The following is a 12,988-nucleotide window of genomic DNA, read 5'->3' on the forward strand; positions in this document are numbered from 1 at the left end:
ATTTCCGACACAAGGGCCACATCACCGCGGGGCTTCCAGAATACCGGCAAAAACTACTCAGTTAAGGCATATGGAATTCACGATACTCAAGGACATACTCATCATTTTTGCACTCTCCACACTGGTAAATTATGTTTTTACAAAAATCAAAATTCCTTCCATCGTCGGATATCTGCTGACCGGTGTTTTGGCCGGCCCACATCTGACGGGAGTTATAAGCAGTGTTGAGAACATTGAAGTCTTGGCGGAAATTGGTGTGGTTTTGCTGCTATTTACCATTGGATTGGAATTCTCGCTCAAACATCTCATTAAAATCAGAAAAACAGTTTTCTGGGGAGGACTGGTTCAGTTTTCACTCACTACGCTGCTGGTCATGGTCATTGCCAGGATGTACGATCTCGACCTAAAGGGCGCCCTGTTCGTTGGATTCCTCACAGCCCTGAGCAGTACTGCCGTTGTTTTAAAAATTTTACAGGACCGATCAGAGATTACTTCCAATTATGGCCGAACCGTCTTGGGAGTGCTTATTTTTCAGGATCTAATCCTGGTGCCATTGTTATTATTCACCCCTATTATCGGAGGTGAATCCACCAATATTCTGAATGAAATTTTCTGGATGGGTATAAAGTCTCTGGGAATCATTCTTTTCGTCATTTTTGGCAATAAATGGTTTATGAATCGTCTCCTTCATGCCATTGCAATGACAAAAAACCAGGAGCTTTTCTTAATGAGTATTCTGCTCATTTGTCTTTCCGTTGCTTTTCTCACAGCGGAACTGGGAATGTCACTCGCCTTTGGAGCCTTTCTGGCCGGCCTGATGATTTCAGAGTCAGAATACAGTCACAATGCTTTTGGGCACATTATTCCATTCAAAGACACATTCTCTTCTTTCTTTTTTGTTTCCATCGGAATGTTGCTTGATCTGCAATTTGTAATGGATAATCTCCCCATCGTACTTTCAACAGTACTGATTGTAATACTTATAAAAATGATCATCGCCAGCGGAACCGCTTTTATATTGGGACACACCCTTCGGGGCGTTGTTCTTGTAGGATTGGCACTGGCTCAGGTGGGTGAATTCTCCTTTATCCTGGTAAAAATGGGAGACAGCTACAACCTGATCTCAGAATATTACTACCAGCTCTTTCTCGCTGTTGCAGTAGTTACCATGAGCTTTTCTCCTTTTCTGATAATGGTAGCCCGACCGCTATCCAGTGCCGTGATGAAACTTCCGCTGCCCAAAAGATTTGTGGAAGGTCTCTTCCCCTTAAAACAAATTGAAATCCCCAATCTGAAAAATCATTTATTACTTATTGGTAAAGATCCCAGAGTGTTGAGTATGTCCGTAATGGCCCGACATGTAAAGATACCTTATCTGTCAGTGATTTTTGATCCGGCAATTGTCAAAGAAAGGCAACAAAAAGGCGAAAAGGTAATTTACGGAGATGCTCAGAATCTCCCCATTCTCGAAAAAGCTCATGCAGACACTGCAGGCGTGATCGTAATATCCGTTGGCGATCTGGTTACCGCACTTTCTATTACAGAAAAAGTAAGACACCTGAATCGACGTGCTCCGATTATTGTAAGAACCAAGCAAATTGATGATGCGGATGATTTGTACAAAGCAGGTGCCACCCAGGTACTGCCGGAAGAGTTTGAAACGGCCATTGAAATGTTTGAACGGGTATTGAACAAATTCCTGATGCCTAAAGATGATATAGAAGTAACGATTGGAGAAATCAGAAAAAACAATTACGGTCTGGTGCGGGACCTGAAAAAACGTCCACGAAAATCTATCCTCAGCCAACTCCCCAATCTGGAAATTTCAGCCCTGCGGGTAGCGGAAGAATCGCCTATAGCAGGCCACTCCCTCTCCGAAATGGACTTCAGATCCACCTTCGGCGTCACAGTTGTAGCCATCAAACGCAGTGACAAACTCATCGACCATCCCGGACCACAAACGGAAGTTTGTAAAGACGACATTGTTTATGTATTGGGAAAACAGGATCAAATTGCTCATGCTGTAAATCTTTTTGAGAAACAATTAAAGAAATCACAGAGCAGTAATTAGAGTCCGTCTATAGAGTCGGGGAAAATGGTAATTGGAGTTGTGTCGGTTCAGAAAGTTGCGTTTGCAAAGCCTGCCCCGATTTTTCTTCGGGGGCCTGGCATTCCCGAAAATGCGGAGTTTACCTGAGTAAATGAGTACTTTTCGGGAATGGCGTAACGAAGCAAACGTGACTTTATGGACAGATACTAATTGATGCCAAAAGAAAAGCGGCGTGCCTTTCAAGAGCAACGCCGCTTCCAGGGAATAAACATTTATTTCACCTCCCACACATCACCGGTAGTTACCAGATCGTGGAATGATTTTATTTTCGACTTTTCTTTAATCTCTTCAATCTGCTGTTGAGCACACTCATCATAAACCGGAGCCGCAGCATCACGAATAACCCCCAGCGCAACGGGGAAATCGGGATATTCCATATCTGCCAGTTTCAGATGGATCGTAGGATCTTCACAATGCGCATCGTGAACAAGAATGTCTTTTTCGGTTATCCCATTGTCACCAATAGTCACCACCTTTAAGGTAATTCCATCCAGCATCAGCCCTTTATTCCGTTCTTTTCCGAAAATCATGGGTTTCCCATGTTCCAATACAATAGTACGGTCGTCTTTGTACTTTTTATCAGTTATTTCCTGATGAGTATTGTTATTGTAAATGACACAATTCTGTAAAACCTCTACAATGGAAGTCCCTTTGTGTTTGGCAGCAGCCTTCATCACTTGTACCGAAAGTTTTATCTCCTTATCAATGGTACGGGCAAAGAAATACCCACGCGCACCAATGGTCAACTCTCCGGGACGAAAAGGATATTCAATAGTTCCAAAAGGAGAAGTTTTAGATATAAAGCCCCGCTTGGATGTGGGTGAGTACTGCCCCTTGGTTAAACCGTATATTTGATTGTTAAAGAGTATGACATTCAGATCGATATTGCGACGAATGGCATGGATAAAGTGATTTCCTCCAATGGCCAAAGCATCACCATCCCCGGTAATCTGCCAAACCTGCAACTTTGGATTAGCAACTTTCACGCCTGATGCCATTGCCGAAGCACGACCATGGATGGTATGAAACCCATAGGTATTCATATAATAAGGCAAACGCGACGAGCATCCGATTCCTGATATAACCGCAAGATCTTCATTGGGTACCTCAAGTTCGGCCATGGTTTTCTGCAATGCATTTAGTATCGCATGATCACCACACCCCGGACACCATCTTACATTTTGATCGCTCTTATATTGTAGAAAAGCTTGTTTTGTGTTTTCAGCCATGATTTATTCCTCCAATAGTTTATTGAAATGATCTTTTAACTCCGCCACGGTAAATGGCAGTCCTTCTACTTTGTCGTATTGATGCAACACGACATCGGGAAACTGACTTCTCAAATAGGATGCAAACTGACCAAGATTCAATTCACAAACCACAATTTTGGAATACTTTTTCAACACCTCATAGCTGTTCCTGGGAAGCGGACTAATGTAGCTAAAGTGAGCAAGAGCAACTTTTTTCCCCTCATCATGCAAGGCTTCAAGAGCAGTATATAAATGTCCGAAAGTTCCGCCCCATCCAACAATCAACAAATCGGCATCTTCATCGCCAAGAATCTCCAGAGGAGGTATAAAATCAGCAATCCGGTCAACTTTCTCCTTTCTCATTTTCACCATTTTGTCGTGATTATGGTGATCGTAAGAAACAGCTCCGGTAAGAAAATCCTTCTCCAGGCCGCCTATGCGGTGCTGATACCCCGGATTTCCCGGCAAAGCCCAATAACGGTTAAGTTTTTCAGGATCCCGCTCATAAACATTCCACTCTTCAGCAGGCTTCTCCACAAAAGGAGGTTTGATCTCGGGAAACTCTCCCTCTTCTGGTATTCTCCAGGGCTGCGTTCCGTTGGCCAAAAATCCGTCAGACAACAAGATTACGGGAGTCATATGCTCAATGGCAACCTTTGCCGCATAAAAAGCATAATCAAAACAATTGACAGGCGAACTGGCAGCCATCACAACCAGCGGACTCTCGCCGTTTCTTCCATATAGCGCCTGCATCAGATCCGATTGTTCCGTTTTGGTGGGAAGTCCTGTACTTGGCCCCCCGCGCTGAACATTCACGACAACCAACGGCAATTCGGCCATTACCGCCAATCCCAATGCCTCGCCTTTAAGTGCCAGGCCGGGACCAGAGGTGGTAGTTATAGCCAGGTCGCCGGCAAAACTGGCACCAATGGCAGTAGATATTCCGGCAATTTCATCTTCAGCCTGAAAAACTTTCACGCCCAAATCTTTTCTGGCCGAAAGTTCCTGCAAGATCTCTGTGGCCGGAGTAATGGGATAAGAGCCCAGAAACAATTCCAGCCCGCTCTTTTCAGCTGCCAGCAAAAAACCCCAGGCAATGGCTTTATTTCCATTCAGATTTCGGTAGGTTCCTTTGCGAATATCAGCAGGCGAAATATGATAAGAAGGGGTACCTGCCTGAATAATTACACCGTAATTATAGCCTGCTTCCAAAACCTTAATATTGGCTTCGGCTACCTCCGGATTTTTACTGAATTTCTCCCTCAGAATCTTTTCAGTATTCTCCAGCGGACGGTTAAACAACCAAAACACCAACCCCAAAGCATACATGTTTTTACTGCGCAGAATGGTTTTATTGTCGAGCCCCATATCTTTGAGGCTGTTTTTAGTCATTGCGGTAATGGGCGCCTTAATGATATTGTAGCCCGACAAATTATCCTCCTCAATGGGGTCATTGCTTTTATAGCCTGCTTTGGCAAGATTCTTATCGTCAAAACTGTCCACATCGATAACAATGGTAGCACCGGGCTTCAACCATTCAAGATTGGCTTTCAATGCTGCCGGATTCATCGCCACCAGCACATCGGCATTGTCACCCGGCGTATATACCTCACTGTGCCCAAAATGCACCTGAAAACCGGATACCCCTCCGATGGTGCCCTGAGGAGCTCTGATTTCCGCGGGAAAATCCGGGAAAGTGGATATATCGTTACCATAAATTGCGGAAGAAAAGGAAAACAGTGAACCGGTCAGCTGCATCCCATCGCCGGAGTCGCCCGAAAACCGGACAACAACCTCTTCTCTTTCAATTACTTTTGATCTCTTTGCCATAACAAAGTACGTTTCGGATTTCCTCCTTTTCCTCCTGAAAAAACTACAGGATAAAAAGGAAGTGTTAAATAAAAAAAACACCAGAACCTTTCATCGTGTCCCGGGGTTTAACTAGTAAATTTCAAGTAAAGTTATAGAGTATATGATTACATGAAGTTGATTTTAATCAGATTTTTTACCATTCTGAGGTGTTTTTCAACAGTTGATTTATATTTGCACTCCAAACGGAAATACACCTTACAAGTTAGCATTTTTTTACAACTTTAAGTTTAATCTTATTACAATAATCATAAATCATGGCATTAATAAAATCAGTCAGAGGATTCACCCCTAAGATCGGGAAAAACGTTTTTTTAGCAGATAACGCAACTGTAGTAGGCGATGTGGAGATGGGTGACGATTGCAGTGTTTGGTTCAACGCAGTGCTAAGAGGCGATGTCAACAGTATTCGCATTGGCAATAAAGTGAATATTCAGGATGGCTCTGTGCTACATACGCTATATCAGAAATCAACCATTGAAATTGGAGACAACGTATCTGTGGGGCACAATGTCACCATTCATGGAGCCAAAATTGAAGATAATGTACTGGTAGGCATGGGTGCGACCATTCTGGATCACGCCGTTATCGGTTCCAACTCGATCATTGCTGCCAATTCATTGATCCTTTCGGGCACCAAAGTAGAGCCCAACAGCGTCTATGCCGGTGTTCCTGCAAAAAAAGTAAAAGATATTGAGCCCGAACAAACCAGTGAAATGATTAACAAGATTGCCAACAATTACCTGATGTATTCGGGTTGGTATAAAGAAGAGTAAGCCTAGTGTCAAGTCAAGCATAGTCTGACGGGCCAAACCTTGCTCTTTCTACGTTGTGCTTCTCAAAAAAAAGACTCACGGAGCTATGGCTATGCTTACTTTTTTGTTGATTTGCACAAGATGAAAAATAGCGGCGGCTTACCCGACATTTTTCACTTGACTTGCCACTAGTGTAAAGCCTCCTAATTTCCCAAACTAATTTTTGTGCCGTTTTATTTTTCCTGCGTTAAGATTTTTCACCGCAGTTCACTATGGCTGTAAAGCTTGACTTGAAAAAGCAAAAATATCATCAAAAATTATAGTTCGACAAATTAAGGTTCATTACACTACAAATCTATTCTCCGGGAAGCAACCGGTTGGTTAAGAAATACGGCAGAAGCCTCATCAAATTTTGCAGGATCTTCAGTAGTGAAAAATTCACATGTGGCATTGCGGGTGCATCTTTGGTCCATTTCGGGATGTCGTTGAAGATAATCCTGCAGGCTTTTGGCGACAATCTGCCCCTGAGACATCACCCTTACATCTGCCGGCAAAAAACGCTCAATAACGGGCGTTAAAAGTGGATAATGCGTACATCCGAGAATCACCGTATCAATCGAGGAATCCTGCTCAAAGAGCTTGTTCAGATCTCTTTTTACAAAAAAATCTGCCCCCGGAGTATTTCTTTCATCATTTTCCACCAAAGGTACCCACATGGGACAGGCTTGCTGAGACACCACCGTTCCGGGAAATAATTTTTGTATTTCCAGAGGGTAAGACATAGATTGTACAGTTCCTGAAGTACCAACAACCCCCACATGACCATTCCGGGAAACCTCCCCTATTTTTTCAACACTGGGCCTTACCACCCCGAGCACCCGACGTGAAGAGTCGAAAGCAGGCAAATCTTTCTGTTGTATGGTTCTCAAAGCTTTTGCCGAAGCAGTATTACAGGCAAGAATTACCAACTGACAACCCATTTCGAACAGACGCATCACCGACTGCCGTGTATATTGATAAACCATTTCAAACGATCTGGTTCCGTATGGGGTACGTGCATTATCTCCCAAATAAATGAAATCATAATCAGGAAACTCACGGAGAAACTCATTTAATATGGTTAATCCTCCGTACCCTGAATCAAAAACGCCTACAGGACCTTTATTTAATTCCATACTGCTGTTTAAATCTTTCTTTTGATAAATATATGCTGTGGATCAACCTGAATAAAAAGGCCGAATTCAACACCGGATTTTTAATCATTCTAACCGTTGACCAATGCATAAAGTTATAAAATAAGTTTTACACTAATTCTATTCTACCTTATACATAAAACAGGTAAGGCGTAAACAGGCTGAAAGCTGAAAGCCGGAGAGCAATAGCCCAGGGTTTAGAGTTATCCCCCACGCCCCTTCTCTTTATTGGTCGCGACGCAACCAATAAAGAGAGGAAATAATCAATTATTTGCAAGTCAATTTTCTTGAGCACACCAGTATTTTGCCGTTGGTTGAACATAGCAACAGATAATTTATGAATTAATCAGGCTAAAGCACAAAAAAAGACCGGCAATAAAATTTACCGGTCTTCTGAATATTTTTCAAAACAACAATTACATCGTTGCCAGTTTAGATTTAACAAGCTCCTCACAATCCACACTTTGGTCGGAATTGTAAAGAATCACCTGTGAGCTAACATCAAAGATATAGATAAATCCCTGCTCTTCGCCCACTGCCTGTATCGCTTTTTCAACCTTTTCAATAATTGGCTGAAGCAACTCCTGCTCTTTTTGGGACAATGATTGTTGCGCCAACTTATTGAAATTCTGGATACGCTGATCATAGTCCTGAATTTCCTTTTCGCGGGTAGAACGAATCAATTGTGACAGTGAGTCACGCTGAGCCATATAATTTGAATATTTATCATCAAGTTCCTGACTCATTACCTGCAACTGGCTTTGCAGTTTTTTTGCTTCTGCCTGCAATTCTTTATCAGCAGTTTGCTTCTCCGGAAGTTCGGTAATCAGTTTTTGAACATTCAAATGACCAAATTTCAAATCCTGTGCAGAAGACGTAGCCGAAGACAGAGCAACAAGCAATACAAGGGCAAATAGTTTAAATACCTTCATCTTATTTCGATTAATTCTGTTTAATATAATTAATTAGTGTTTGTCCATAAAGAACCATTTACTGCGTTACGCTTGCCCGAAAATTCCTCATTTACTCAAGTAAACTGCGTATTTTCGGGCTTCGCAAGCCTTGTAACTGATTCTTTCTTGACAAACACATGACTAGAAACAAATTTTGCTTAGTTTATAGACGGACACTAATTAATACCCAGTTTGGTTTTCACCTGTGAGGTTACATCCACGCTCTGTTCAGATTGATAAACAGTAGCTCCTGAGTTGGCAGCAAATATATAAATAAATCCGCCTTCATCGCCCACTTCACCAATGGCCTTCTGCAATTTTTCCATAATAGGCTGTTGCAGTTGTTGTTGCTTTTGGGAAAGCTGCTGTTGTGTGGACTGGTAAAAAGCCTGAATCTTTTGTGAAGTCTCCATCAGTTGCTGCTCTTTTTGCTGACGAACAACAGCGCTGAGTGATTCGGCAGTTTCCATATATTCCTGTTCCATCTTTTTATAATCCTCCTGCATCGTGGCAAGTTGATTCTCCAAACGGTCATATTCTCCTTCCAAATCCTGCTGCATCTGCTTAAACTCAGGCATTACCTGCATCACTTCCTGAACATTCACATGGCCAAATTTCAGATTTTGTGCATTCAGTCCGATGCTCAGAAAAAGGAGTACGGTTATTAGAGATGTAGTTGTAACTTTTTTCATAATAAACTTTTCTTTACTTTTCTATTTTGATTTTTAATACTGACATTTTTAATTACTGAAACCAAGTTCCCTAAGGATTTCATCACTGATGTTCTGTCTTGGCTTCACATACAGAATTCCCATATTACCGGCCATATCAAAGACTGCATCCAGATTATCCCTGTCAGCAACACTGCGGATGGCTTCATTTATCTTTTCCTGAATGGGCTGCAACAATGCTTCCTGACGCTTTACCAGTTCTCCTTCAGGTCCAAAATATTGCCTTTGAAGCTGTTTGGCCCGGTTTTCCAATCCGATAATTTCATTTTCACGCTGGGTCTTCATTTCGCCCGAAAGAAATACGCTCTCTTTCTGGTAATTTTTATACAGTTTTTCAACTTCGGCATAAACCGATTGTATTTCCTGCTCCCACTGTTCCGAGGCCTGGTTTAATTGTTCCTGAGCAGCCTCATAAGCAGGAATATTGGACATAATGTATTCCATATCAACAAAGGCATAACGTTGAGCCGAAACATTGGCCGAGCTAAAAAATATAGCTGCAACAGCCACGAATATAACAAAATACTTCTTCATTGCTCTCAATTTTAAGTCCTTAATTAAGTTCTTTATACAGAACACACAAAAACCAAACCATTTTTATTTTTTGCGTTTTTGTAACCGGATAAACTAAGTAAAGTCTGCTTTTAGTCCTGTTTCTGGTCAGAAAGTGCCAATTGCTAGGCTTGCGAAGCCGCCAAAAACGGAGTTTACTAATCGTAAATGAGTATTTTGGCGGTAAGCGTAACGACGCAAGTGGTACTTTATGGACAGAAACTAATTAGAAATTCTGTCCAATCACAAAATGGAAGTTACTTCCATTGGCATTAGGACGTCCGGAAACTTCATCAAATCCATATCCCCAATCGATTCCCATCAATCCGAAAATCGGAAGGAATATCCGAACGCCAAAACCTGCGGACCGCTTCAACCCAAACGGGTTATAATCTCTGAACTCTGACCATGAATTACCTGCTTCGGCAAATACCAATCCATAAACTGTAGCAGATGGCTGAAGCGTTAAAGGATACCTCAACTCAAGGGCAAGTTTATTGTATATATTACCATCCTGACGGCCTTCCGGACTGTATGGAGTAAGAGAGGCATTTTCATAACCCCGCAAACCAATGGTTTCGCTACCATAATAACTATAACCTGACATGCCATCTCCTCCCAGCACAAACTTCTCAAAAGGTGATTTCTTATTCTCATCAAAGTATCCCAGGAATCCACCTTCCACTTTAGTCATCATGACCAGTTTACCAACATTATCAAGGGACTTAAACATATTTCCCTTAAATGTCCATTTATGGTATTCCACCCATTTGTAACGCTCTTCATCCGGCATTTCTTCGTCCGAATAGTTTAAATCATCAAAATAAGAGTAGGGAGGTGTGAACTCCAAACCAAGACTAAAATTAGATCCGTTTCGGGTATAAAGCGGATTGTCAATAGAGTTACGAGAGAACATCACCTTAAAGTTAAGGTTATTACTGTTACCATTTTCCATCAGAAAGTAGGCCCAGTTTTTAAGATCGTAACGCTGGTAACTCAACTGGGTATAAAACTGAAAATAGTCATCTGGCCAACGCAAGCGTTTTCCAAAACCAACAGAAAGACCTGTTACTTTGAGGTGTTCATCAGGATCCTCTTCGAGTGGCTGATACCCATAGCCATAACCGCCGTAACCGCCATAGCTGCCGTAGCTACCATAACTACTGTATGGATTACTACCATAGTAATAACTGCTATTGGTTCCGGTCTGAATAGAATGATACACTGATACACTTAATGAATTAGGTTTCCTTCCGCCCAACCAGGGCTCGGTAAATGAAAAGCTATACGACTGGTAGTATTTCCCGTTGGTCTGAGCTCTCAGTGAAAGTGTTTGTCCATCTCCTGTGGGAAGAGGTCTCCATGCCTCCTTATTAAAAATATTCCGTACTGAGAAATTGGTAAATTTCAATCCCAGGGAGCCGACGAACATTCCGCCGCCCCAACCACCGGATAATTCTACCTGGTCATTGGCTTTCTCAACCAGATTGTATTCCAGATCCACGGTTCCTTTTTCGGGATCGGGCAATGGCACGGGATTAATATTCTCCGGGTCGAAATGCCCCAACTGTGAAAGTTCCCGGACTGTACGGATCAACTCTGATTTATCAAACAACTCACCCGGCTTGGTTCTGAGTTCACGACGAACTACATGCTCGTGCGTTTTTGTATTTCCTTTGATGATCACCTGATCTATGGTAGCCTGTTGCCCTTCGTAAACACGCATTTCAAGATCCACTGTATCGTTATGAATTTTAACATCAACAGGTTCTATGTTGCTAAACAAATATCCACTGTTCATATAGAGATTATGCACCGCATCGTCATCGACAAACAGACGCTCATCAAGCCTTGTCTGATTAAACACATCACCTTCTTCAATTCGCAGTTTCTCACTCAGATAAGGGCCCGGATAAACTGTATTTCCGACCCATGAAATATTTCCGAAATAGTATTTATTCCCTTCACTGATGTTAATCTTAATATCAACAGTGTTATCTTCATTCCGACTTACATCCTCCGATACAATATAAGCATCCCGGTATCCCTCTTCATTGTACTTTTCTATGATTCGATCCAGGTCTGCCTCATATTCATCCTTCACAAACTTTTTAGTTCTGAAGAAGTTCAGAATCTTCCCTTTTTCATTGGTTTTCTTTGTGAACCGGTTCAGTTTATGATCAGAGAATACGGTGTTTCCCTCAAATTCAAGGGAATTAACCTTTACCTTGTCTTTTTTATCAACATCAATATCCAGAAAAACATGATTGGGCTTATCCTGATCATCACGCTGCACAATAGACACCTCTGCATTAAAAAATCCTTTATCTACAAAATGCTGTTTAATATATCTTTTGGCCCTGTCGATCAGGTAAGGAGTAACCTGGGAGCCCTTCATCATCGATATTTTTGTTGAAATATCTTCAATTTCAGATTTTTTCAATCCTGAAAAATTGATTTCTGAAAGACGGGGTCGCTCCTGCAAATAAATATTCAGCCAGATGTTTTTCCCTTCAATCTTATCCACAGATATTTTTACATCGGAAAAAAGTCCGTATTCCCAGTATTTTTTAATTGCATCGGAGATATCTTCTCCCGGCACCGAAATGGTTTGTCCAACCCTGAGCCCTGACAGATTTGCCAAAATCGCAGGATCATTATTAAGGTCACCTGTGACATTAATCTCTGCAATAATATATTCTTTAGGAGACCCTGAATAGGATATTTCGGGAACACCCTCCTGAGCATTCACACCAATAAAAGAAATCAACAGAAGGAAGAAAAGTACGAGCGAGTGTTTAATCATTACTATTTTTTTATTTTTTTACCTGATCACTGATTTTCCCAAAGCGTCTTTCTCTACTCTGATAATCGAGTAGCGCTTCGAAAAAATGTTCCTTGCGAAAATCAGGCCACAATACATCACAGAAATATAATTCTGAATAAGCAATTTGCCAAAGCAGGAAATTACTAATGCGCAACTCCCCACTGGTTCTGATTAGAAGTTCGGGATCAGGCATCTTTGCAGTTTCCAAATATTGACCAAATAAATCAGAATTTATTTCGGAAGGATCCAATTTATTATCTTTAATTTCGAGGGCTATCTTTTTTACACCTTCTATAATTTCCCACCTGGAGCTGTAGCTCAACGCAAGCACAAGAGTCAATCCGTCATTGTCTTTTGTCTGTTCAATGCAGGCAGCCAGTTTGTCCTGAACTCCCCGGGGAAGATTTTCTTTACAACCAATGGATTTGAGCTTGACATTATTATCCATCAACGTCTTGGTCTCAGAGGCAATGGTAGAAACCAACAACGACATCAATGCATCAACCTCGTTTTTGGGACGATTCCAGTTTTCAGTAGAAAAAGCATAAAGTGTAAGGAATTTCATGCCCAGTTCGGCAGCAGCTTCAGTAACTTCACGAACGGCCTTCACCCCGTTTTTATGTCCAAAAACCCTGACATTACCTCGCTTTTTTGCCCATCGACCGTTCCCATCCATAATAATGGCCACATGGGAAGGCAATTTTTCTTTATCCAGTTGTTCTTTAACTGATGACATACATTTTATTCT

At 41.7% G+C, this 12,988-nt stretch carries 10 protein-coding genes; 2 read left to right on the forward strand and 8 right to left on the reverse strand.

Annotation, left to right across the window (positions count from 1 at the left end; translation table 11 throughout):
* Positions 1-70: 70 nt before the first annotated feature.
* Positions 71-2,071: a cation:proton antiporter domain-containing protein gene (locus W7W_RS0114585; RefSeq protein WP_010664453.1), complete on the forward strand. Its 2,001-nt coding sequence runs from the start codon at positions 71-73 to the stop codon at positions 2,069-2,071.
* Between the two features lie 251 nt (positions 2,072-2,322).
* Here the strand turns inward: W7W_RS0114585 and W7W_RS0114595 are convergent, their stop codons facing one another.
* The gene (locus W7W_RS0114595; RefSeq protein ID WP_010664454.1) at positions 2,323-3,339 is read right to left on the reverse strand and encodes a 2-oxoacid:ferredoxin oxidoreductase subunit beta; all 1,017 of its coding nucleotides are present in this window, start codon (positions 3,337-3,339) and stop codon (positions 2,323-2,325) included.
* A gap of 3 nt (positions 3,340-3,342) precedes the next feature.
* Positions 3,343-5,190 (reverse strand): 2-oxoacid:acceptor oxidoreductase subunit alpha, encoded by a 1,848-nt coding sequence (locus W7W_RS0114600; protein WP_010664455.1) that lies wholly within the window; start codon positions 5,188-5,190, stop codon positions 3,343-3,345.
* Positions 5,191-5,486: 296 nt separating this feature from the next.
* Between W7W_RS0114600 and W7W_RS0114605 the strand changes: the two genes are divergently transcribed.
* On the forward strand, positions 5,487-6,005 hold the full coding sequence (locus W7W_RS0114605) for a gamma carbonic anhydrase family protein (protein WP_010664456.1): 519 nt from the start codon (positions 5,487-5,489) through the stop codon (positions 6,003-6,005).
* Between the two features lie 326 nt (positions 6,006-6,331).
* Here W7W_RS0114605 and murI read toward each other — a convergent pair whose 3' ends face one another.
* The 6 genes from murI to W7W_RS0114640 form a co-directional block, all read right to left on the reverse strand.
* Positions 6,332-7,159: a glutamate racemase gene (gene murI / locus W7W_RS0114610; RefSeq protein WP_010664457.1), complete on the reverse strand. Its 828-nt coding sequence runs from the start codon at positions 7,157-7,159 to the stop codon at positions 6,332-6,334.
* Positions 7,160-7,593: 434 nt separating this feature from the next.
* Positions 7,594-8,109 (reverse strand): OmpH family outer membrane protein, encoded by a 516-nt coding sequence (locus W7W_RS0114620; RefSeq protein ID WP_010664458.1) that lies wholly within the window; start codon positions 8,107-8,109, stop codon positions 7,594-7,596.
* 197 nt (positions 8,110-8,306) lie between these two features.
* Positions 8,307-8,822, reverse strand: a complete 516-nt coding sequence (locus W7W_RS0114625; RefSeq protein WP_010664459.1) for an OmpH family outer membrane protein — start codon at positions 8,820-8,822, stop codon at positions 8,307-8,309.
* A 48-nt stretch (positions 8,823-8,870) separates the two neighbouring features.
* Positions 8,871-9,395, reverse strand: coding sequence for an OmpH family outer membrane protein (locus W7W_RS0114630; protein ID WP_010664460.1), 525 nt, complete (start codon positions 9,393-9,395; stop codon positions 8,871-8,873).
* A gap of 244 nt (positions 9,396-9,639) precedes the next feature.
* On the reverse strand, positions 9,640-12,219 hold the full coding sequence (gene bamA / locus W7W_RS0114635) for an outer membrane protein assembly factor BamA (RefSeq protein ID WP_010664461.1): 2,580 nt from the start codon (positions 12,217-12,219) through the stop codon (positions 9,640-9,642).
* Positions 12,220-12,229: 10 nt separating this feature from the next.
* Positions 12,230-12,976 (reverse strand): isoprenyl transferase, encoded by a 747-nt coding sequence (locus W7W_RS0114640; RefSeq protein ID WP_010664462.1) that lies wholly within the window; start codon positions 12,974-12,976, stop codon positions 12,230-12,232.
* Positions 12,977-12,988: the final 12 nt, after the last annotated feature.

Source organism: Marinilabilia salmonicolor JCM 21150, assembly GCF_000259075.1.
Taxonomy (GTDB): Bacteria; Bacteroidota; Bacteroidia; order Bacteroidales; family Marinilabiliaceae; genus Marinilabilia; species Marinilabilia salmonicolor.

Excerpts from the sequence above, each read along its gene's own strand:
- W7W_RS0114605 (WP_010664456.1), top strand. The coding sequence starts at position 5,487 with ATGGCATTAATAAAATCAGTCAGAGGATTCACCCCTAAGATCGGGAAA.
- W7W_RS0114625 (WP_010664459.1), bottom strand. The coding sequence starts at position 8,822 with ATGAAAAAAGTTACAACTACATCTCTAATAACCGTACTCCTTTTTCTG.
- murI (WP_010664457.1), bottom strand. The coding sequence starts at position 7,159 with ATGGAATTAAATAAAGGTCCTGTAGGCGTTTTTGATTCAGGGTACGGA.
- W7W_RS0114640 (WP_010664462.1), bottom strand. The coding sequence starts at position 12,976 with ATGTCATCAGTTAAAGAACAACTGGATAAAGAAAAATTGCCTTCCCAT.
- W7W_RS0114585 (WP_010664453.1), top strand. The coding sequence starts at position 71 with ATGGAATTCACGATACTCAAGGACATACTCATCATTTTTGCACTCTCC.
- W7W_RS0114630 (WP_010664460.1), bottom strand. The coding sequence starts at position 9,395 with ATGAAGAAGTATTTTGTTATATTCGTGGCTGTTGCAGCTATATTTTTT.
- W7W_RS0114620 (WP_010664458.1), bottom strand. The coding sequence starts at position 8,109 with ATGAAGGTATTTAAACTATTTGCCCTTGTATTGCTTGTTGCTCTGTCT.
- W7W_RS0114600 (WP_010664455.1), bottom strand. The coding sequence starts at position 5,190 with ATGGCAAAGAGATCAAAAGTAATTGAAAGAGAAGAGGTTGTTGTCCGG.
- bamA (WP_010664461.1), bottom strand. The coding sequence starts at position 12,219 with ATGATTAAACACTCGCTCGTACTTTTCTTCCTTCTGTTGATTTCTTTT.
- W7W_RS0114595 (WP_010664454.1), bottom strand. The coding sequence starts at position 3,339 with ATGGCTGAAAACACAAAACAAGCTTTTCTACAATATAAGAGCGATCAA.